Raw genomic sequence first — 21,093 nt, 5'->3', positions numbered from 1 at the left:
CCTGCCCTGGGCGTGACGGAACCTTGCGGCTGCCAATTCCCGGACAGACGATGACCGACCCCACCCCTTTCCTCTCGCTGCGCGGCATCGGCAAGGCCTATGGCCCGGTCGTCGCCGTCCGCGATGTCGATCTCGACATCTTCCCGGGCGAGGTCGTGGCACTCTGCGGCGACAACGGCGCCGGCAAGTCGAGCCTGATCAAGGTGATCTCCGGCGCCGAGGAGGCGACGAGCGGCACGATCAGCCTGCGCGGCAAGCCGGTGACTTTCGCCTCGCCGCACGATGCGCTGGAGAACGGCGTCGCGACGATTTACCAGGACCTCGCGCTCGCGCCGCGCCTCTCCATTGCCCAGAACGTCTTCATGGGCTCTGAATTGACCAGGCCCGTCCTGCTGCCCTTCCTGCGCATCCTCGACAAGAAGAAGATGATCGCGGAAGCGCAGCGCTATCTCGCGCAGCTCTCGGCCGCCGTCACCGATATGAACCGGCCGGTCGAGCGCCTCTCGGGCGGCCAGCGCCAAGCCGTCGCGATCTCGCGCGCGCTGCGCTGGAACGCCGAGATCATCATCATGGACGAGCCGACCGCCGCGCTCGGCGTCAAGGAAAGCGCGCTCGTCCTCGACCTGATCCGCAAGCTCAAGGCGGACGGCCGCACCGTCATCCTGATCAGCCACAACATGCGCGACGTTGTGGCGTTGGCCGACCGCGTCGTCATCATGGGCGCCGGCCGCAAATACGTCGATCGCCCCCTCGGTGACCTCACCGCCGACGACATCGCCCATATGATCATGGCCGGCAACGCCAAGGCGGCCTGAGATGCGCGAGTCCGTCGTCATCGATACCGATCCCGGCCAGGACGACGCCGTTGCCCTGCTGCTCGCCTTCGCGAGCGCCGGGCAGATCGATCTCAGGGCGATCACCACGGTCGCCGGCAATGTCCCGGTCGCGCAGACGACAGTGAATGCGCTGCGCATCCGCGATCTCGCCGGCCGCGACGACATCCCCGTGCATCGCGGCGCGGAGGGCCCGCTGGTCTTCGCTCTCGAAACCGCCGAATTCGTCTGCGGTCCCGATGGGCTCGCCGGCGCCGATCTGCCCCTGCCGAAGAGCGAGACCGCACCCGGTCACGCCGTACAGGCGATCATCGATCTCTGCCGCGCGGCGCCTGCGAACGGCATCGCGCTCTGCCCGCTCGGGCCGCTGACCAATCTTGCGCTCGCCTTCCGGCTGGCGCCCGATATCCTGCCCAAAGTGAAACGCATCGTGCTGATGGGTGGCGCCATCGGCCTCGGCAACATCACGCCTGCCGCCGAGTTCAACACCTATGTCGACCCGCATGCGGCGGCGGTCGTGTTCGATTGCGGCCGGCCGGTCGTGATGTTCGGCCTCGGCGTCACGCTCCAGGCCATCGCCAGCCATGACCAGATCACCCGCATCGGCGCGCTCGGCAACGCGGCGGGCAAGGCCGTTCACGGCATGCTGACGCGCCCGCGCCCCGGCGGGCTCGGCTCGAACGGCCATCCGATGCACGACCCTTGCGTCATCGCCTTCCTGCTCTGGCCGGACTTGTTCGAGGGCCGCGACTGCTTCGTCACGGTCGAGATCGGCGACGGCCCCTTGCGCGGGCGCACCACGATCGACTGGAACGGCCGCCTCAAGCGCGAGCCCAATGCCCATGTCGTCTCGGCCGTGCAGGCCCATGACCTGTTCGAGCGGATGATCGAACGCCTCGCCACGCTGCCTTGAAAGACCCGGACATGCCGCATTTCGTCGAAGCGCTGCAGCAGGAAGCAGCAGAAGCCATCGCGAAGATGCAGGATGCGGCCTTGCGTGCCCGCCATGCTCATGCCCGCGCCGAATTGATGCGCCACATGCTGACCACGGCCCGCAAGGTCAAGGACAGACCGAAGGCCGAAGCTGTCGAGACGGTCGTTCGCGAATGGATGGACGCCTGGAATCTCGGGCGTAGTGACTGGCCGCACATCGCCCGCGAGATGGAGAGCTTCACCGAGGCCTTCCACGACTACGCCAATGATCCGAGCGATGCCCACGACACGCGCCTGCGCGAAACCTGCGCGGCGCTCGATGCCGTTCTGGAGCAGGAGGGCACCTCGATCTCCGACCAGATGGCCTTCCGCTCGCAATGCGCCCATGGCTGGTGGGAGCAGGTGAAGCCCGTCCCCGCCGACCTGCCCGGCCGCAAGCCGCGTCCGTCCGTGCCGGCGCTTGAATCCGGCAAAGCATTCTGGGAAGCCGGCTGCGCCGCTTTCTGCCGCTGACGCGGTTCAGGGCAGCTGCTGGTTCTCGAAGAACCCGTCCAGCGGGATCTGGGTCGTCTTCTCGAAATCGTCCATCGCGTCGAGCAGGCGCTGGCGATAGTTCAGCAGCGCCAGCAGCAATTGCGCCGCATCGCGCGACAGCCCGTAGCGCGCCCAGCTCTCGGAGGTCCGCCGCTCCAGCCCGATCTGGTCGCCGAAAGCCTCGACCGTCGCGAAGCCGAGGCCCTGCACGACTTCCAGCAACTCCTCGGCGGTCATGCGCGGCTTGACGACATGGGAATGCACGCGCTCCAGCATGAGGCGGATGTCGGAGGGCCGGAACTGCAGGGAGTTGCGCGCGAACTGCTCGAAATTATTGGCCATGGCGTCTCTCCCGTTCGGCTCCCTCTGCCGTCTGTTTCGCGCTGCCGGCCAGCAAGGCCTCCGCAGCGCCTTCATCCGTGATCAGCACCTTCGCCGCGCTCGCCCGCAAGGCTGCGCGGATCGCATGTTCCTTGTGGGCACCGCCAGCCGCGATCGCGACAAGGCCGATGCCCCGGAGGTCGGCCGGACTCACCGCCATGATACGCCTGTTCACCGGATGGTCCACCAGCTCGCCCTCGGCATCGATGAAATGGCAGACGAGGTCGCCGACCGCACGGGCCTTCTTCAGACCCGCCAGATCGGATTGCGGTAACAGCCCCTCGCGGAACAGCGTCGAATCCGGCACGAGATCGCCGACGCTGACCAGCGCGACATCGGCCGCCCGCGCCCGGTCGAGCAAATCCCGCAGGGTCGGCTCGCGCCAGAGCGCATCGCGGATCTCGGCATTCGAGACGAAGACCGGCGCGGTCAACTGGAAGCAGTCGGCCCCGAACATGTCGGCGACACGGCGCGCCACCGCCGAAGGATTGATGCTGCGCGAATGGGTGAGGCCGCCGAGCAAGGAGACGACAGACATGCCTTCGATCTGGCGCGGCTGCATGCCCCGGAGCGCCAGATGCAGGGTCTGCCCCCAGCCGACGGCCAGTGACATGTTGTCGGTCAGCTTGTCGGAAAGCCAGAGACCGGCCGCATAGCCGACGAGCGCCGAGACGCTGGCCGCATCGCGCGCCGCCGGTACCACCACCGCCTCCTTCAGGCCGAAGGCGGTGACCAGCCCACGCTCAAGCCCCGCCTGCCGGGCCGAGCGCGCATCGATCCTGATCTTGACCAGCCCTTCGGAGCGCGCCGCCGCCAGCATGCGGATCACCTTGATCCGGCTGAGCCCCAGCGCCTCGGCGATCTGCTCCTGCGTCAGGCCCTCGACATAATAGAGCCAGGCGGCGCGGACCTTCGCCTCCGCCACCGGCATCTCGCCCTGGATCTGTCCTGCTCCGAATGCGTCTTCCACCACGACTCCCGACCGGATCGCCTCGCGGCGTCTGCCCAGCATCACCGCATCGCACCGTCCAAGGCAACCCGTTTGAACATCTGTGCGCTTGACAGGACGAATGACATGTTCTTTTGTTCTGAGATAAGAACATATGTCCTAGGGAGAGATATCGACGATGGCCGCGATCCAGCCGCAGCCGCCTTTGGGCGCGCCCGTCGCCGGCCTGTCCCTGGCCGAGGCGCTCGAATTGCGTGCCAGGGCCGGCAAACCGGTCCGCGTCGGCCTGATCGGCGCCGGCCAGATGGGCACCGATATCGTCGTCCAGATCTCCCAGATGACCGGCATCGAGATCGCCGCGGTTGCCGATATCGCGCCGGATCGCGTCGCCGAGGCTGCCGCGCTTGCCGGACGCAAGGGCGATGTCGACACTATCACCGACGAGGCCGGGCTCGATGCCAGCAGGCGCAAGGGCCGCATCGCCGCCACGACCTCGCTCGACCTGATCTGCCGCTCGCCCCATGTCGACGTCATCATCGACGCCACCGGCAACCCGGAAGCCGGTTCGCGCGTCGCGCTGACCGCCATCGCCGCGCGCAAGCATATCGTGATGATGAATGTCGAGGCCGACATCACCATCGGCTCCTATCTCGCGGTCGAGGCGGCCAAGGCCGGCGTGGTCTACACGCTCGGCGCGGGCGACGAGCCCGCCGCCGCGATGGAGCTGATCAATTTCGTCCGCGCCATGGGCTATCCGGTGGTCGCCGCCGGCAAGGGCAAGAACAACCCGTTCCGCATCGACGCCGTGCCGGCCGATTATGTCGAGGAAGCCACACGCCGGAACATGAACCCGCGCATGCTCGTCGAGTTCGTCGACGGCTCGAAGACGATGGTCGAGATGGTCGCCATCGCCAATGCCTGCGGCTTCGTGCCGGATATCCCCGGCATGCACGGCCCGGCCGCGCCGAAGGACGAGTTGCAGAACTATTTCTGCCCGAAGGAAGAGGGCGGCCTGCTTTCGCAGAAGGGCGTCGTCGATTTCTCGGTGGCCAAGGGTGTCGCGCCCGGCGTCTTCGCCGTCGCGGAGATGCGCCATCCCCGCGTCCGCGAGCGGATGAGCGACCTGCATCTGGGCCCCGGCCCGTACTACTCCTTCTTCCGGCCCTATCACCTGACGAGCCTCGAAGTGCCGCTTTCGGCCGCCGCCGCGACGATCTTCAACCAGAGCCATATGCGCCCGCTGCCGGTGCCGACCTCCGAGGTCGGCTGCGTCGCCAAGCGCGACCTCGCGGTGGGCGAGACGCTCGATGCCATCGGCGAATACGGCTATCGCGGCTTCGCTCTCTCCCGCGCCGATGCGCAGGCGCGCAAGGCCCTGCCGATCGGCCTCGCCCAGGGCGCGACCATGACGCGGCCCGTCCGCAAGGGCGAACTCATCACACTGGCCGACGCGACGCCCGACGAGCGCCTGAAGATCGTCGAGGTGCGCCGCGCCCAGGACGCGATGATCGCCGCGCTGACCTCCGGAGCCCAAGAATGAGCGCTGAACCCATGAGCGCTGACCTGAAGCCGAACCAGCGGCCCGAGCTCGCCGCGCTCGACGATGCGACGGTGGCGCAGGCACTGACCCGCATGCACCTGATCCGCAAGTTCGAGGAGGCGGCCGAGGCGAGCTATATGCGCGGCCTGATCCACGGCACAATGCATCTCTCGATCGGGCAGGAAGCCAGCGCCGTCGGCACGACGCTGCCGCTCGAAGCGCACGACTACATCCTCTCGACCCATCGCGGCCACGGTCACTGCATCGCCCGCGGCGCCGAGCCCAGGCTGATGTTCGCCGAGTTCTTCGGCAAGGAGACCGGCTACTGCAAGGGCCGCGGCGGCTCGATGCATATCGCCGATGTCGAGGGCGGCAATCTCGGCGCCAATGGCATCGTCGGCGGCGGCCTGCCGATCGCGGTCGGCGTCGGCATGAGCATCAAGGCGCAGAAGAACGGCCGGGTCTGCATGGTCTTCTTCGGCGACGGCGCCTCGAACGAGGGCGCCTTCCACGAGGCGCTCAACATGGCCTCGATCTGGAAGCTGCCGGTCGTCTTCGTCTGCGAGAACAACAAATACGGCATGTCGATGGATATCGGCCGCGCCATGGCAGTGGCGAACGTCGCCGACCGCGCGAGCGCCTACGGCATGCCCGGCCATTGCCTCGATGGTAACGACCTCGCCGGCGTCGCGGCCGTCGCCAAGGTCGCGATCGCGCGGGCCCGCTCCGGGGAAGGCCCCTCGCTGATCGAGTGCAAGACCTATCGCTGGCGCGGCCATTCCAAGAGCGACCGCAATCTCTACCGCTCCAAGGAAGAGATCGAGGAATGGCGCAACCAGGACCCGATCCGGCGGCTGGAGGACGAGCTCAAGGCGCATGACCGCTTCGACGCCGCCGCGCTGATGAAGCTCGAAGAAGACGCCCAGCGCGACATCGACGCCGCCGTTGAATTCGCCCGCGCCTGCCCGGACCCCGATCCGAAAGACCTGACCCGTGACGTCTATGCCCTCTGACACGCTCGAAGCCGTGAGCGAGATCCGCGAGCTCTCCTATGCCGAGGCCGTGCGCGAGGGGCTCGGTCAGGCGATGGAAGCCGACGAGCGCGTCTTCCTGTTCGGCGAGGATGTCGGCGTCTATGGCGGTGCCTTCGGCGTTTCCGGCGACCTCGTCCACCGCTTTGGCAAGGACCGCGTGATCGACACCCCGATCAGCGAGCTTGGCATCGCCGGCGCTGCGGTCGGCGCCGCGATCACAGGCATGCGCCCGGTGCTGGAAATCCAGTTCTCGGATTTCGTCACGCTCGCCATGGAGCAGCTCGTCAATCAGGCGGCCAAGATCCGCTTCATGTTCGGCGGCAAGGCGAGCGTGCCGATGGTGGTGCGCCTGCCCGGCGGCTCGGGCACGGGTGCGGCCGCCCAGCACAGCCAGAGTCTCGAAGCCTGGTTCGCCCATGTGCCGGGGCTGAAAGTCCTGCAGCCGAGCACGCCGCACGATGCCAAAGGCATGCTCCTCGCCGCGATCGACGATCCCAACCCCGTCCTGATCTTCGAGCACAAGCTGCTCTACAAGACCAAGGGCCACGTCCCGGCCGAGGCCTATCGCATCCCGATCGGCAAGGCCGCAATCCGCCGCGAGGGCACAGATGTGACCATCGTCGGCTCCTCGATCATGGCCCGCAAGGCGGAAGCCGCGGCCGAGCGGCTCGCCGCGGATGGCATCTCGGCCGAGGTCATCGACCTGCGCTCGATCCGCCCGATCGACTTCACCACGATCGCCGAGAGCGTACGCAAGACGCATCGCCTGCTGGTCGTCTACGAGGGCGTGAAGACCATGGGCATCGGCGCCGAGATCTCGGCGATGATCGCGGAGAGCGAGGTCTTCGACTTCTTGGATGCGCCGATCATCCGGCTCGGCGGCGCCGATGCGCCGATCCCCTACAATCCGGTCCTGGAGAAGGCGGCCGTCCCGCAGGAGGACGACATCGTCACCGCCGCCGCCAATCTCGTCCGCCGCGGGGAAGCCTGATGCCCATCGAGGTCATCCTTCCCAAGGTCGACATGGACATGGAGACGGGCACGATCGAGGCCTGGCATGTCAAGGAAGGCGATCTGGTCCGCCAGGGCGACACCATCTTCGAGATCGGCACCAACAAGGCCGTGATGGAGGTCGAGGCCCCCGCCACCGGCGCGATCCGGAACATCAAGGCCGAGACCGGCGTGCCGATCTCGGTCGGAACACCCGTTGCGTGGATCTACCTCGACGGTGAGGCCGCTACCACACCGTCCAAGCCGGCAGCCGCTACGGCTAGCGTGGCGGCTGCCACACCCGTTTCGAAGACCGAGGCCCCGGCCGCGCCGGTGACTGCGGTCGCACCGGCCTCGTCCGGCCTGCGCGCGACCCCGCTCGCCCGCCGCATCGCCCGCCAGAACGGCCTCGACCTCAAGATCGTGGCCGGCACCGGCCCGCGCGGGCGCATTGGCGAAGCCGACGTGAAGCGCCATCTGGAGCAGCGGCCGCGCTGCGCTCCGGCCCAGGAGACGCGTCCTGCGCCCGCTCCCTCGGCAAATGCCTCCGAAGGCCGCCTGCAGCCGTTCTCCGCCATCCGTCGCATCGTCGCGAATCGGCTCTCCGAGAGCATGCGCACCGCGCCGCATTTCTATCTGACATCCGAGATCGAGATGAGCGCCGCGCGAGACCTGCTCGGCCGCCTGGCCAAGCGGCACGAGCGCATCGGCGCGCCCAAGCCCAGCCTCACCGTGCTGATCGCCCGCGTCGCCGCCCACATCCTGCGCGATCATCCGGTCATCAATGCCTCCGCTGAGGGCGAGGCGACCCGCTTCCACGAGCGCATCGATATCGGCATCGCCATGGAGCGCGACGGCGACCTCGTCGTGCCCGTGCTGCGCAATGCCGGCGCCATGGACATGCCCGCCATGACCCGCGAATTCGCGAGGCTGCGAGACGGGATGGCCAAGCGCACGCTGACCCCGGCCGAGCTCGGCGGCGGCACCTTCACCATCTCCAATCTCGGCATGTACGGCGTCGACTCGTTCACGGCGATCATCAACCCGCCGCAGGGCGCGATCCTCGCGGTCGGCCGCACCGTCGACAAGCCGGTCGGGCGCGACGGAGAGATCGTGCTCCGGCCGATGGCGAACTTCACGCTGTCCTCGGACCATCGCATCGTCGATGGCGTCGCGGCGGCCCGTTTCATGGCCGATCTGCGCGAGGCCCTTGAAAACCCCGAGCTGCTTCTGTGAAGGAAGATGGTAGCCGGTCGCTGCATCGCGGATGACCGACCTGAGATGACAAACTGACACGAAGATCGACCGGCGCATCTGGCGTAAAGGTCGGCATCGCGACAACGGAGGAGATGAGAACATGACCCTGACACGACGCCGCTTCACGCGACACGGCCTGATGATGACCGCTGCCGCCGCCCTGCTTGCCGCCGCGCCCGCCTTCGCGCAGGCCCCCTCGGGCAAGCTCGTACTCTACACCTCGCAGCCGGAGAAGGACGCGACCCAGACCGTCGCCGCCTTCAAGAAGGCCTATCCCAATATCGAGGTCGATATCTTCCGCTCGGGCACGACCGAGGTGATGGGCAAGCTCGCCGCCGAGATCTCGGCCGGCCAGCCCGGCGCCGACGTCCTCCTGATCGCGGATGCCGCGAGCATGGAGATCCTGAAGTCCCAGAAGCAGCTCCTCGCCTATCCCGGCGCCAAGACCGACGGCTTCCAGCCCGGCTCCTTCGACGCCGAGAAGACCTATTTTGGCTCGAAGCTGATCACCACCGGCATCGCCTACAACACCGCCGCCAAGGAGAAGCCGACCTCCTGGACCGATCTCGACAAGCCCGCCTACAAGGGCCAGGTCGCGATGCCGAGCCCGCTCTATTCGGGCGCTGCCGCGATCATGCTCTCGACCATGACCGCCCGTCCCGATCTCGGCTGGAAACTGTTCGAGGGGCTGAAGGCCAACGAGGCCGTCGCGGTGCGCGGCAACGGCGCCGTGCTGAAATCCGTGGCCAGCGGCGAGAAATCCTACGGCGTCCTCGTCGACTTCATGGCCTATAACGCCAAGAAGCAGGGCTCGCCGATCGATTTCGTCTTCCCGACGGAGGGCGCGCCGGCCGTGACCGAGCCCGTCGCCATCATCAAGTCGACCAAGAACGAGGCCGCCGCCAAGGCCTTCGTCGATTTCATCCTCTCCGATGCCGGGCAGAAGCTCGCGCTCTGGATGGGCTATATCCCGGCCAAGCCCAGCATCGGCTCGCCGTCCTGGCTGCCGGAAGGCACCAAGATCAACGTCATGGCCTCCGACATCGCGGCCGTGGTGAAGGCGACCGAGGCCGACAAGGCCCGCTTCGCCACCATGTTCGGCAACTGAGCCCGGACGCGGTGCGCATGTCCCTCGCCGATCCCGCGACGCTGCGTACGCGCGTCGAGGAGACGGGCCTCCTCTGGGGGCTTGTCGGCCTCGTCGCGCTCCTGTCGCTATTGCCGATCGGGCGCCTGATCGTCGAGGGCCTCGCCCCCGGCGGCCAGCTCTCGGCGACGGCGCTCGGGAAGGTCATGGCGAGCCCGGCGACCTGGACGGCGACCTGGAACAGCCTCACCACCGCCATTGCCGGCACGATCCTCGCCACGCTGATTGGCGGCACGGTCGCGCTGCTGGCGACACTGACCGATATCCGCGCCCGCAACGCCTTCACCTTCTGCTTCGTCCTGCCATTGATGATCGCGCCGCAGGTCACGGCGCTGGCCTGGCTCCAGCTCTTCGGCCCGTCAAGCACGCTGCTGAAGCTCATCGGCATGGCGCCGCCGCTCGGCAGCCGCAATCCGCTCTATTCGCGCGAGGGCATCATCCTGCTGCTCGGGCTGCAATATGCGCCATTGGTCTTCCTGACATTGCGCGCGGGCCTGCGCGCCCTGCCAAAGGAGTTGATCGAGGCCGGCCTCGCCGCCGGCGCAAGCCCGCTGACCGTGCTGCGCACCGTCGTCCTGCCGCTGATGACGCCGCCGCTCGTCGCCGGCATCGCGCTCTGCTTCGTCTCCAGCCTCGGCAATTTCGGCATTCCTGCCTTCCTCGGCATTCCCGGCAACTTCCTCGTCCTGCCGACGCTGATCTACCAGCGTCTTTCGGGCCTCGGCCCCGGCGTGCTCTCCGAGGTCGCGATCCTCTCCCTGCTGATCGGCGTGATCGCGATGGCCGGCATCCTCCTGCAGGACCTGATGCTGCGTCGCCGCGACTTCCGGATCACCACGACCTCGAGCGCGGCGCGCCCCTTCGAGCTCGGCCGCTGGCGCCGCCCGGTCGAGATCGGGTTATGGGCCTTCGCGATCCTCGTGCTCGCCATGCCTTTCCTCGGCCTGCTCTCGACCTCGCTGATCCCCGCCTTCGGCGTTCCCCTCAATGCGAAGACCGCGACGCTCGCCAATTACGCCTATGTCCTGTTCGAGCACGCGGCCTCGAGGCGCGCCTTCGTCAATTCCTTCCTGATGTCGGCGGGCGCGGCGACCCTGATCGTGCTGATCTGCGTGCCGCTTGGCTATTTCATCGTCTGGAAGAAGTCCCGCGCCCTGCGCCTGCTCAATCTGGCGGCGGAGCTGCCCTATGCAATGCCCGGCGTCGTGCTCGCCATCGCCGCGATCCTGCTCTTCCTCAAGCCGCTGCCGGTGCTGAACGTCTCGCTCTACAACACGATCTGGATCATCGTCTTCGCCTATCTCGCCCGCTTCCTGGTGCTGGGCCTACGACCCGTCATCAGCGGCTATCTCCAGATCGACCGCACGCTGGAGGAGGCTGCGCAGATCGCCGGCGCCGGCCTGCCGCGCCGGCTCGTCACCATCATCTTCCCGCTGGTCGCGCCGGCCGCCGTCGCGGGCGCCCTGCTGGTCTTCCTCACCGCCTTCAACGAGCTCACCGTCTCGGCCCTGCTCTGGTCGTCCGGCGCGGAAACGCTCGGCGTCGTCGTCTTCTCCTTCGAGCAGGGCGGCGATTCAACCTATGCCTCGGCGCTCGCGGCCGTGACCGTCGTCGTCACGATCGGCCTGATGGCCTCCACCAGCCTCTTTGCCCAGAAACTGCCCCAGGGAGTCCTGCCGTGGCGCGACTGACCATCGACCGCGCGCAGAAGCGCTTCGGCTCCTATCTCGCGCTCGACGACGTCTCGATCGCGGTCGAGGATGGCGAGTTCCTGGCCGTGCTCGGCCCTTCCGGCTGCGGCAAGACCACGCTGCTGCGCCAGATCGCCGGTTTCGACAAGCTCGACGGCGGCCGGATCAGCATCGGCGACCGGCTCGTCTCCTCCGCCGAGACCCATATCCCGCCGGAGCATCGCAAGCTCGGCATCGTCTTCCAGTCCTACGCGCTCTGGCCGCATATGACGGTGGCGGAGAACGTCGCCTATGGCCTGACCGTCGCCGGCGTTCGCGACCCCGAACGGCCGAAGCGCGTCGCCGCCGCGCTCGATCTCGTCGGGTTGGACGGCTTTGCGGAACGCCGGCCGGGTCTGCTCTCCGGCGGTCAGCGCCAGCGCGTCGCGCTCGCCCGCTGCCTCGTCACCGAGCCCTCTCTGGTGCTGCTCGACGAGCCACTCGCCAATCTCGACGTCCATCTGCGCGCCTCGATGGAGGAGGAGTTCTCGCGCTTCCACGAGCGCACCGGCACGACCATGGTCTACATCACCCATGATCAGGCCGAGGCCATGGCGCTGGCCGACCGCATCGCCGTGATGGATCGCGGCCGCCTGCTCCAGCTCGCGACGCCCTCGCTGCTCTATCGCGAGCCCGCCAACGCGACTGTCGCTGGCTTCATCGGCGAAGGCATGGTGCTGCCTGCGACCATCCTTTCCACGCCGCAGGCAGGGCGCTGCAAGGCCAGCGTGCTCGGCGTCGAGGCCGTCGTGCGCTGCCGCCCCGATCAAGCCGTTACCGGGCAGGCAAAACTCTGCCTGCGCGCCCGCGATATCAGCATCGCGGCAACCGGGCAGGACGGCCTGCCGGCCACGGTCGAGCGCTTGTCCTATCAGGGCGGGTTCTTCCGCATGGAAGCGCGCCCCACTGGCAACCAGGACATCGTCCTGCATCTCGACGCGGCCGAACCCGCTCCCGCCCAACCCGGCGAGACGATCCGCATCGCCATCACCGACGGCTGGGTTATCCCGGAGAGCATCTCCCTGGACAAGGCTGCGTGAGACCAGCGGCATGAAACTGAGGATCCATGGCGGGATCGGCGAGAAGGGCCGGACCTGCATCGGTGTCGAGCACGGCGGGACGCGGCTCCTGCTCGATGTCGGCATCGATACCAGCGCGCGCGGAGCCGCCTATTACCCGGCGATCACGCGCGCCGAGCTCGAACGCATCGACGCGCTCATCGTCACCCACGCGCATGAGGACCATGTCGCGGCGCTGGGCTGGTGCCTCGCCAACGGCTTTTCCGGCCGCATCCTGATGACCGCCGAATCCGCGGCGGAGACGGACGCGACGCTGGCCGCGTACGCCACACCGCAAGAACGTTCGCTCGCCAAGGCGGCCACCGTCGAGATCGTCACCCACGGCGCGGATTTCGCCATCGGCCCGATCACGATCCGCACCGGCCGCAGCGGCCATGTCGTCGGCGGCATCTGGTGTCATTTGAGCGCGGGCGGGCGCAGCCTCGGCTATTGTGGCGATGTCGTACCGGCAAGCCCCGTCTTCGCCATGGACGCGCTGCCACCTTGCGATCTGCTGCTGGTCGATGCCTCCTATGGGGCCGACCGCATCCCCGCAGCCGAGCGCGGTACAGCCATCAAGCGTTGGCTCACAGCTCACCCGCAGGGCGCGGTTCTGCCGACACCGCTCTCCGGCCGCTCGGTCGAGCTGATCGGCCTGATCGACACGCCGATCGCGATCCACCCCTCGATGCGCGAGGCGCTGGCGCAGCAGATCGCCGCCTCCGCTTGGTTGAAGCCCGGTGCCGCCGATATTCTCTCGGCGCGCTTTGCCGAGGCCTTGCTCTGGGAGGAAGGCGAGCCACTCCCCGCTGCCGCCCTGCTCGTCGATGACGGCATGGGGCTCGCCGGCCCTTCCAAGGCCGCGCTGGCGCAAGCCCGCCGCGAACAGCATCCGGTCTTGCTGACCGGCGGCATCCCCAAGGGGAGTCCGGCCGATCTGATGCTGGCCGCGGGCGAGGCCGAGTGGCTGCGCTTCCCGACCCATCCGACATTGCCGGAGAACGTAGCAATCGCAGCGGCAAGTGGCGCGGGGCGCATCCTCGCCCATTCCTGCGATGCCGCGACCGCCGCCACGCTGGCGGCCGATATTCCCAAGCTGATGACGGGCCTCAAGCCCGGCGACACGATCGAGATCTGACCATGCGCATCCTCATCGCCAATGACGACGGCATCGACGCTCCCGGCATCGCCCTTCTGCGCAAGGCTGCTGCCCGCATTACGTCCGATATCTGGGTCGTCGCGCCCGAGCGGAAATGGACGGCGGCCAGCCATCACCTCTCCTTCGACAAGGAATTGACCCTCAGCCGGCGCGAAAGCCAGGTCTACGCGCTGAACGGCACCCCGGCCGATTGTGTCGTCGCTGCCATGACCGTGCTGTTCCGCGATGGCGGGCAGCCCGACCTCGTGCTCTCCGGCGTCAACGACGGGCGCAACGCCGCCGAGGACGCCGCCTATTCCGGCACGCTCTCGATCGCCCGCGAGGCGAGCTTCTGGAACCTGCCCGCCATCGGCTTTTCCCGGACCAAGGGCGGAACCTCCGAGGAGCACGATGTCGCGGCGCTTGCTGCCCTGATCGAGAATCTCTGGCGGGCACGCGCGCAATGGACCCGCGAAGGCACGTTCCTGAGCGTCAATCTGCCGAAGGAGTTGCCGGCGGAGGTGGCTCTCGCAGGCATCGGCCGCGACAAGATCGCAGGCGCGGCGGATATCGTCTCTGAAGAAGGCGAGAATATCGTCTGGCGCATCCGGCGCGGCCGTCCGCATACCAGCCGGCCGGGCGACGAGAACAGCCTGATCGATTCAGGCCGCATCGCCATCGTTCGCCATTGCTGGAGCGATGGTGCGCCGTTGGATGCGGGCTTCGCCGTCGAGCTCAACAACGCGCTGAAACAACCGGCTGACTGAGCAATCCACTCAGCCTTCCAGAAACTGCATCCGGTGCAAGCGAGCATAGGCGCCATCGCGCGCCAGTAATTCGTCATGGCTGCCGGTCTCGACGACCTTGCCCTCGTCCATGACCACGATCATGTCAGCCTCGCGGATCGTCGAGAGCCGATGCGCGATGACGATGGTCGTGCGCCCCTTCATCAGCGTCGCCAAAGCCTGCTGGACCAGTCGTTCGGATTCCGTGTCGAGCGCGCTGGTCGCCTCGTCGAGCAGCAGGATCGGCGCGTTCTTGAGGATGGCGCGCGCGATCGCGATGCGCTGGCGCTCGCCGCCCGAGAGCTTGTGGCCGCGCTCGCCAACCGGAGCATCGTAGCCGCCCGGCATCGCCATGATGAATTCATGCGCGGCCGCCGCCTTCGCCGCTGCGATAATCTCGTCTTGCGAGGCTTCCGGCCGACCGAAGGCGATATTCGCCCGCACGCTGTCGTCGAACAGCACGACATCCTGGCTGACGACGCCTACCTGCCGACGCAGGCTCCTCAGCGTGACGTTGCGCAGGTCCTGGCCGTCGATCTCGATACGGCCCTCGGTCGGGTCGTAGAGACGCGGCACCAGCGCGAGCAGCGTCGACTTGCCCGAACCTGAACGACCGACCAGCGCCATCGTCCTGCCGCCCTGCGCGACGAGGTCGATGCCCTCCAGCGCGCGCTGGTCCTCGCGATAGCGGAAACGGAGATGCCGGAAGGCGACCTCGCCGGCCCCGACCGCAAGCGGCTTCGCATCCGGCCGGTCGAGCACCTGCGGCTTCTCGTCCATCAGCGCGTAATAGCGCTTCAGTGACGCCCCGGCCTCCTGGACGATGGCATTGAGATTGCCGAGCGAGCGCATCGGCTGGGCCGCGAGCAGCAGCGCCGAGACATAGCCGGTGAAATCGCCGACCGTCGAATTGCCGGAGGTGATGCGCACGCCGATGGCGGCGAGCACGCCGGCAACGGCAAGGCCGCCACCGACCTCGAGCAGCGGGTCGAGCCGCCCGCGCGCATTGGCCGCTTTCATCTTGAGCGCCCGGATCGCCTCGAAGGCATTGGCGGCGCGGCCCTTCAGATAGGGTTCGAGCCGGTCGGTCTTGGCGACGCGCGCCCCCTGGAGGCTCTCGGTGACGAGATTGGCCATCAGGCCGGTCTGTTCCTGCTGGGAATTGGCCATCCGGCGTAGCTTGCGGCCGATCTTGCCGATCGGATGGGCGATCACCGGCGCGATCAGGAGCACGACCAGCGTCATCTGCCAGTCGATCCAGATCAGCGCGCCGACCAGCGCGATCGCGGTGACCACGTCGCGGATGGCGATATTGACGATGCGCGTCAGCGCTTCCTTGACGAAGGTGAAGTCCGTGGTGAAGCGCTGGGTGAGGGAGGCGGGATTCTCGCGCTGCAGTTGCGCGAGGTCGGCATCGATCAGATGGCCGTAGAGCGCCGTCTGCATGTTCGCCTCGATGCGGCTGACGACATTGTTGGTCATCACCGTCTGGGCGAGCAGCGAGAAGCCCTTGATCGCGGTCACGATCACCACGACGGTGGCGACCGCGTTGATGACGCCGATATCGTAGCCGATCGACTTCGAGACCAGCCGTTCCATGCGCCGGACGAAGCCCGTCGATTCGGCGGTGAGCGGGTCGGCAAAGGCGTCGAACGCCGCCTTGATCAGCAGCGGATAGAAGCTCGTCGTCACCGCGATGACCACGACGAGGCCGAGAATCATCAGCATCTGCGGGAGATAGGAGCTGATCTGCTCGCGCCAGACACGGGCAAAGAGCGCGAGGGTATCGTCGGTGACGCGGCCGATCTTCATGCCGGGGGCCTATCATGGCGGCCCGGCAAGCGCCACTGGCGCATGCCGGAACGCGAATGACGGGCCTTGCTACCGACACGAAGCTGTCTTCCCATGGCCACAACCGACTCAGGAGACTTCATGCCGCTTTCCCCGCCGGCCCAGCCCGGCCAGAGCTTCGCCGAGATCGAAACCCCCGCCCTCGTGCTCGATCTCGACGCGTTCGAGCGCAACCTCGTCGCCATGGCCGCTTTCACGCAGGCTCATGGCATCCGGCTCCGGCCCCACGCCAAGTCGCACAAGAGCCCGGAGATCGCGCTGCGCCAGATCGCCCATGGCGCGGTCGGGCAGTGCTGCCAGAAGGTCGGGGAAGCGGAGGTTCTGGTTGCCGGCGGCGTCGGCGACGTGCTGGTCACCAACGAGATCGTCGGCGCGGCCAAGCTCGATCGCCTTGCCCGGCTCGCCCGCAGCGCCAAGATCGGCCTCTGCGTCGATCATCCCGACGGCGTGCGCGAGGCGGCGGAGGCGGCGGCCCGCGACGACGTGACGCTCGATGTCTATGTCGAGATCGATGTCGGTGGCCGGCGCTGCGGCGCCGCCCCCGGCGAGGCCGCCGTCCGGTTGGCGGAAGCGATCGCGCGCTCCAACACCCTGCGTTTCGCCGGTATCCACGCCTATCACGGCTCCGCCCAGCACATGCGCTCGATCGACGAGCGCCGCGAGGCGATCGAGCGCGCCGGCCTCGCAGCCCGCAACACGGTCGAGCGGCTCAAGCATCACGGCCTGCCCTGCGAAATCGTCACCGGCGCCGGCACCGGCACGCATGAGCTGGAGACGCAATCCGGCATCTGGAACGAGATCCAGCCCGGCTCCTACATCTTCATGGACGCGGACTATGCCCGCAATCGGCAGGCCGACGGCACGCCCTTCCGCAGCTTCGAGCACGCGCTCTTCGTCCTCGCCGGCGTGATGAGCAAGCCGGTACCTGATCGCGCCGTCGTCGATGCGGGCCACAAGGCCGCGGCAGTCGATTCCGGCATGCCCGTGCCTTTCCGGCGCGACGGCGTGATCTACACCAAGCCCTCGGACGAGCACGGCGTGCTGACCGGCGACCCGGTCGCGGTGCCGCATCGCGGCGACCGCCTGCTGCTGATCCCCGGCCATTGCGACCCGACGGTCAACCTGCACGACTGGTATGTCTGCGTCCGCGGCCTGCACGGACCGGACGCCCATGTCGAAGCGCTCTGGCCGGTCGCGGCGCGCGGCGCCCTGACCTGAGCGGAGTATTCTTGCGGGGCTCGTCCTGAGGCCGGAACCTCAGGGCCGCCAGCCGGTCTCCTCGACCGGAGCGCTCTCGCGCTCCTCGGCCCGGCGGGCCTCCTCCACGATGGCGAAGAGCGCGCGCAGCGACGCATCGACGCCCTCGCCCGAAGCCGCCGAGAGAATGATCGGCATCCGCTTGGCCGCCCGTTTCAGGCGCGCGACCTGCTCCTTGAGCACCTCCGGCGTCAGTGCATCGACCTTGGAGAGCGCGACGATCTCCGGCTTCTCGGCCAGCCCCTCGCCATAGGCTTCCAGCTCCTCGCGCACGGTCTTGTAGGCCTTGCCGGCATGTTCGCTCGTGCCCTCGACCAGATGCAGCAGCACGCGGCAGCGCTCGATATGGCCGAGGAAGCGGTCGCCCAGGCCGTGGCCTTCATGCGCGCCCTCGATCAGGCCGGGGATATCGGCGAGCACCATCTCGCGCCCGTCGACGCGCACGACGCCGAGGCCGGGATGCAAGGTGGTGAAGGGATAATCGGCGATCTTGGGCTTCGCCGCCGTGACGGTAGCGAGGAAGGTCGACTTGCCGGCATTGGGCAATCCGACGAGGCCGGCATCGGCGATCAACTTCAGGCGCAGCCAGACCCAGCGCTCCTCGCCCGGCAGGCCGGGATTGGCATGGCGCGGCGCCTGGTTGGTCGCAGTCTTGAAATAGGCGTTGCCGAAGCCGCCATTGCCGCCCTTGCACAAAACGAAGCGCTGGCCGGGCTCGGTCAGGTCGGCAACCTTGGTCTCGCCGTCCTCGTCGAGGATCTCGGTGCCGGGCGGCACCTTGAGCACGATCGCCGGCGAATTCGCGCCATGACGGTCCTTGCCCATGCCGTGCTCGCCGGTCTTGGCCTTGAAGTGCTGCTGGAAGCGGAAATCGATCAGCGTGTTCAGGCCCTGCACGCATTCGACGACGATATCGCCGCCGCGCCCGCCGTCACCGCCATTCGGCCCGCCGAACTCGATGAACTTTTCGCGGCGGAAGGAGACGCAGCCGGCGCCGCCGTCACCCGCCTTCACATAGATCTTGGCTTGGTCGAGGAATTTCATGCTGTTTCACTAGTGATGAGCGAAGGAAAGGGCAATGGACCGGATCATGCCGCCTGCCGGAAAGCGCTCATCTCCTCGCGCAGCGCATCGGCGAAGCGCTGCGCCGCCAGCCCCGGGCGCGGCGCCATGATCAGCCCGACCGTCAGTTCGAACAGCGGCGGCAGTCCCTCGGCCGCGCCGAGGCGGCGCAGCGAGGGCGGCACGGCGCTTTCGGTGATCGCGGTGACGCAGAAGCCGCCTTCCACCGCCGAGAGCACGCCGGAGGTGTGCGAGCAGGAGAAGACGAGCCGATGCGCCTTCCCGGCGCTGTTCAGCGCCCCGAGGATGCGCGAGCGCGCCCGGCAGCCCTCAGAGAACAACGCGAGCGGCAGCGTCTCCTGCAGTTCCGGGCGATGGCCGCGTGCCGCGACCCAGATCATCGGCTCGCGCCGGAGCACCTCGCCCATCGGCCGGCTCGGATCCTGCGAGACCACCGCAAGGTCGAGCTCGCCGGCCTTGAGCGCCGGCTCGATCCGCTTCGAGAGATCGCAATGGACCTCGAGCTCGACCTTGGGGTGCTCGACCGCGAAGCGCGCGATCAACGGCCTGAGATAGGCGTCCATGTAATCGTCGGGCACGCCGATGCGCAGGCGCCCCGTCGGCGTCTCGCCTGCGAGATCGGCCAGCGCCTCGCGCTCGACCGCGAGCAGCCGCCGCGCATGGGCGATCAGCCGCTCGCCGGCATCGGTCGGCGTGACGCCACGGCGCGAGCGCTCCAGCAGCTTGTGGCCAAGCTGGCTTTCCAGATCCTGGATGCGCACCGAGATCGCCGACTGCGTCCGGCCGAGCCGGGCGCTCGCCGCGGTGAAGCCGCCGGTTTCCGCCACGGCCACCAGCATGCCGAGCGCGGCGAGGTCGAAATGAGCGGTCATGACGTGCCTCCTTGGGACGTGCGCGATCGATCGCTTTTAAGAATGGTTAAATCAGAATAATCCGTTTTTCCGATTGAAGGAAGCGGCCTATATCATTGGGCGAACGAAGCCGGGCAGACCGCGCCGTCGCGGCCTAAGCTGGCTTCCCCAATCGTCAGAAGACCCCATGTCCGCCCCTGCCATTCCCGTCCGGCCCGCATCGCCTGCGCTGGCCATGTTCATCGCGCTGCTCACCGGCGCCACCTGCATCGGCTTTTCCGGCATCTTCGTGCGCCTTGCCGATGTCGGCCCCGCCGCGGCCGGCTTCTGGCGCATGCTCTTCGCCGTTCCGGTCCTGATCGTCTGGACGGCGCTGGAGCAGCGCAAGCCCACGGGCGAAAAGATCGGGCGCGGCGCGTTCATCGTGATCGCGCTGGCCGGCCTGACGTTCGGCATCGACGTCACGCTCTATAACGCCGCGCTCGGCCATACGACGATCGCCAATGCCTCGCTGCTCGGCAATCTCTCGCCGGTCGGCGTCGTGCTCGGCGGCTGGCTTCTGCTCGGCGACAAGCCCTCACAGCGCATCCTCGGCGCGCTGATGCTCGCGGTCGCCGGCGCGATCCTGCTGGTGCTGCCGAAATTCACCGGCGCCGAGCAGGTCACCGGCAATCTCTTCGGCGACGGCCTCGCCGTCGGCGCAGCCCTGTCCTACGCCGCCTATATCCTGGCGGTGCGCCGTGCGCGTGACGGCGCCGGTGCCGGCTATGTCAGCCTCGTCTCCAGCGTCATCTGCGCCGTTTTCTGCCTCGTCGTGGCATTGATGCTGGGCGAGCAGGTCGTCCCGGCCAGCCTGCAGGGCTGGCTCGCGGTCGCAGCGCTCGGTCTCGTCTCGCATGCGCTCGGCCAGGGCCTGATCACGCTCTCGCTCGGCAGCTATGGCGCCGGCGCCGCCTCGCTGGTCATGGTCTGGCCGGCTCTGGTCAGCGTGCTCGCCGCCTGGGCGCTGTTCGGCGAGCAGCCGACCCCGGTTCAGGCCTTCGGCGGCGTCGCCATTCTCGCCGCCGTGCTGATGGTCCGGCGCGGCTGAGCCACCCCGTCAGGCCGCTGGCTTGACGCCATAGTGCAGGATCACGGTTCCGTTCTTGAGCGGGCGGGCCGCGATCAGCGCATAGTGGCGCTTCTCAGCGTTCGGCTTGAACAAGGGCGTCCCCCGCCCGATCGTGACCGGCGCGACCGCGATCATGACCTCGTCGACGAGCCCGGCCGCCAGCAGCGTCTCCGTCAGCTCGGCGCTGCCGAAGACATAGATGTCCTTGCCGGCCTTGGCTTTCCGGCGCGCGATCTCGCCGGTGATATCCGCTGTCACCGTGGTGTTGTTCCAGTCGGAGCCGGTCAGCTTGCCTGACGCCACGAGCTTCGGCAGGGCGTTCATGAAGCCCTTGACCTCGCCCTCCCCCTCGTCCGCATTCGTCGTCCAATAGGCCTTCATCCCTTCATAGGTGACGCGACCGAAGACGAGCAGCCCGGCCTTGTGGCCGAAATCGCTGCTCAGCTCGGAAAGCTCCTCGCCCCAGGCATCCTGGTGGAAGCCGAGATCCCACTTCTCCTTGCCCTCGAAGAAGCCTTCCAGCGTCATCAGATTCCAGACGATCACCTTGGCCATCGCATCCTCCTGATAGGTCCGGTCAAAACCAGTTTTGATTTGCAACTGGTTGATGAATAGCGAAACCGATCCTATA

At 67.7% G+C, this 21,093-nt stretch carries 20 protein-coding genes; 14 read left to right on the top strand and 6 right to left on the bottom strand.

The window, feature by feature from the left end; genetic code table 11:
- The first annotated feature begins 50 nt into the window (after window positions 1-50).
- The 3 genes from NUV79_RS13095 to NUV79_RS13085 are packed head-to-tail and all read left to right on the top strand — an operon-like array spanning window position 51 to window position 2,279.
- Entirely contained in the window at window positions 51-815 is a 765-nt protein-coding gene (locus NUV79_RS13095) for an ATP-binding cassette domain-containing protein (RefSeq protein WP_257733521.1), read from the top strand.
- Window position 816: 1 nt separating this feature from the next.
- Entirely contained in the window at window positions 817-1,746 is a 930-nt protein-coding gene (locus NUV79_RS13090; protein ID WP_257733520.1) for a nucleoside hydrolase, read from the top strand.
- A gap of 11 nt (window positions 1,747-1,757) precedes the next feature.
- Complete coding sequence (locus NUV79_RS13085; protein WP_257733519.1) at window positions 1,758-2,279, top strand: hypothetical protein; 522 nt, start codon at window positions 1,758-1,760, stop codon at window positions 2,277-2,279.
- Window positions 2,280-2,285: 6 nt separating this feature from the next.
- Here the strand turns inward: NUV79_RS13085 and NUV79_RS13080 are convergent, their stop codons facing one another.
- Together NUV79_RS13080 and NUV79_RS13075 are read right to left on the bottom strand one after the other, a co-directional pair.
- Window positions 2,286-2,642: a hypothetical protein gene (locus tag NUV79_RS13080; RefSeq protein ID WP_257733518.1), complete on the bottom strand. Its 357-nt coding sequence runs from the start codon at window positions 2,640-2,642 to the stop codon at window positions 2,286-2,288.
- Window positions 2,632-3,651, bottom strand: a complete 1,020-nt coding sequence (locus NUV79_RS13075; RefSeq protein WP_257733517.1) for a sugar-binding transcriptional regulator — start codon at window positions 3,649-3,651, stop codon at window positions 2,632-2,634. The genes NUV79_RS13080 and NUV79_RS13075 overlap by 11 nt, the downstream gene beginning before the upstream one ends.
- Window positions 3,652-3,808: 157 nt before the next feature.
- On the opposite strand from NUV79_RS13075, the gene NUV79_RS13070 reads away from it, so the two are divergent.
- The 9 genes from NUV79_RS13070 (at window position 3,809) to surE (ending at window position 14,291) form a co-directional block, all read left to right on the top strand.
- Window positions 3,809-5,170, top strand: coding sequence for an NAD(P)H-dependent oxidoreductase (locus NUV79_RS13070; RefSeq protein ID WP_308218202.1), 1,362 nt, complete (start codon window positions 3,809-3,811; stop codon window positions 5,168-5,170).
- Window positions 5,167-6,183, top strand: a complete 1,017-nt coding sequence (locus tag NUV79_RS13065) for a thiamine pyrophosphate-dependent dehydrogenase E1 component subunit alpha (protein ID WP_374679269.1) — start codon at window positions 5,167-5,169, stop codon at window positions 6,181-6,183. The genes NUV79_RS13070 and NUV79_RS13065 overlap by 4 nt, the downstream gene beginning before the upstream one ends.
- Window positions 6,173-7,195: an alpha-ketoacid dehydrogenase subunit beta gene (locus NUV79_RS13060; RefSeq protein WP_257733516.1), complete on the top strand. Its 1,023-nt coding sequence runs from the start codon at window positions 6,173-6,175 to the stop codon at window positions 7,193-7,195. The genes NUV79_RS13065 and NUV79_RS13060 overlap by 11 nt, the downstream gene beginning before the upstream one ends.
- Entirely contained in the window at window positions 7,195-8,430 is a 1,236-nt protein-coding gene (locus NUV79_RS13055; protein WP_257733515.1) for a dihydrolipoamide acetyltransferase family protein, read from the top strand. Before NUV79_RS13060 ends, NUV79_RS13055 begins: the two co-directional genes overlap by 1 nt.
- Window positions 8,431-8,551: 121 nt before the next feature.
- The gene (locus NUV79_RS13050; protein WP_374679268.1) at window positions 8,552-9,559 is read left to right on the top strand and encodes an ABC transporter substrate-binding protein; all 1,008 of its coding nucleotides are present in this window, start codon (window positions 8,552-8,554) and stop codon (window positions 9,557-9,559) included.
- Between the two features lie 17 nt (window positions 9,560-9,576).
- Window positions 9,577-11,289: an ABC transporter permease gene (locus tag NUV79_RS13045; protein ID WP_257733514.1), complete on the top strand. Its 1,713-nt coding sequence runs from the start codon at window positions 9,577-9,579 to the stop codon at window positions 11,287-11,289.
- Complete coding sequence (locus NUV79_RS13040; protein ID WP_257733513.1) at window positions 11,277-12,368, top strand: ABC transporter ATP-binding protein; 1,092 nt, start codon at window positions 11,277-11,279, stop codon at window positions 12,366-12,368. The genes NUV79_RS13045 and NUV79_RS13040 overlap by 13 nt, the downstream gene beginning before the upstream one ends.
- A 10-nt stretch (window positions 12,369-12,378) precedes the next feature.
- A complete protein-coding gene (locus tag NUV79_RS13035) occupies window positions 12,379-13,524 on the top strand; it encodes an MBL fold metallo-hydrolase (protein WP_257733512.1) in 1,146 nt (381 codons plus the stop codon).
- A gap of 2 nt (window positions 13,525-13,526) precedes the next feature.
- Window positions 13,527-14,291, top strand: a complete 765-nt coding sequence (gene surE, locus NUV79_RS13030) for a 5'/3'-nucleotidase SurE (RefSeq protein WP_257733511.1) — start codon at window positions 13,527-13,529, stop codon at window positions 14,289-14,291.
- A gap of 9 nt (window positions 14,292-14,300) precedes the next feature.
- Here surE and NUV79_RS13025 read toward each other — a convergent pair whose 3' ends face one another.
- The gene (locus NUV79_RS13025) at window positions 14,301-16,121 is read right to left on the bottom strand and encodes an ABC transporter ATP-binding protein (protein WP_257733510.1); all 1,821 of its coding nucleotides are present in this window, start codon (window positions 16,119-16,121) and stop codon (window positions 14,301-14,303) included.
- Between the two features lie 120 nt (window positions 16,122-16,241).
- Between NUV79_RS13025 and NUV79_RS13020 the strand changes: the two genes are divergently transcribed.
- On the top strand, window positions 16,242-17,378 hold the full coding sequence (locus NUV79_RS13020; protein ID WP_257733509.1) for a DSD1 family PLP-dependent enzyme: 1,137 nt from the start codon (window positions 16,242-16,244) through the stop codon (window positions 17,376-17,378).
- 39 nt (window positions 17,379-17,417) lie between these two features.
- Here the strand turns inward: NUV79_RS13020 and obgE are convergent, their stop codons facing one another.
- Window positions 17,418-18,461, bottom strand: coding sequence for a GTPase ObgE (gene obgE / locus NUV79_RS13015; protein ID WP_257733508.1), 1,044 nt, complete (start codon window positions 18,459-18,461; stop codon window positions 17,418-17,420).
- Window positions 18,462-18,505: 44 nt separating this feature from the next.
- Window positions 18,506-19,372 carry a LysR family transcriptional regulator gene (locus tag NUV79_RS13010; protein ID WP_257733507.1) on the bottom strand — a complete coding sequence of 289 codons (867 nt, stop codon included), beginning with the start codon at window positions 19,370-19,372 and terminating at the stop codon, window positions 18,506-18,508.
- Window positions 19,373-19,538: 166 nt separating this feature from the next.
- Here NUV79_RS13010 and NUV79_RS13005 point away from each other — a divergent pair, with 166 nt between their 5' ends.
- Window positions 19,539-20,441, top strand: coding sequence for a DMT family transporter (locus tag NUV79_RS13005; protein ID WP_257733506.1), 903 nt, complete (start codon window positions 19,539-19,541; stop codon window positions 20,439-20,441).
- Window positions 20,442-20,450: 9 nt separating this feature from the next.
- On the opposite strand, the gene NUV79_RS13000 is transcribed toward NUV79_RS13005, so the two are convergent.
- Window positions 20,451-21,017, bottom strand: a complete 567-nt coding sequence (locus NUV79_RS13000; RefSeq protein ID WP_257733505.1) for a dihydrofolate reductase family protein — start codon at window positions 21,015-21,017, stop codon at window positions 20,451-20,453.
- Window positions 21,018-21,093: the final 76 nt, after the last annotated feature.

The organism is Allobosea sp. 47.2.35 (genome assembly GCF_024655635.1).
In the GTDB taxonomy this organism is placed as follows: Bacteria; Pseudomonadota; Alphaproteobacteria; order Rhizobiales; family Beijerinckiaceae; genus Allobosea.
Note: the sequence above shows the minus strand (reverse complement) of the source record. Positions and strands in the feature narration are given on the sequence as shown.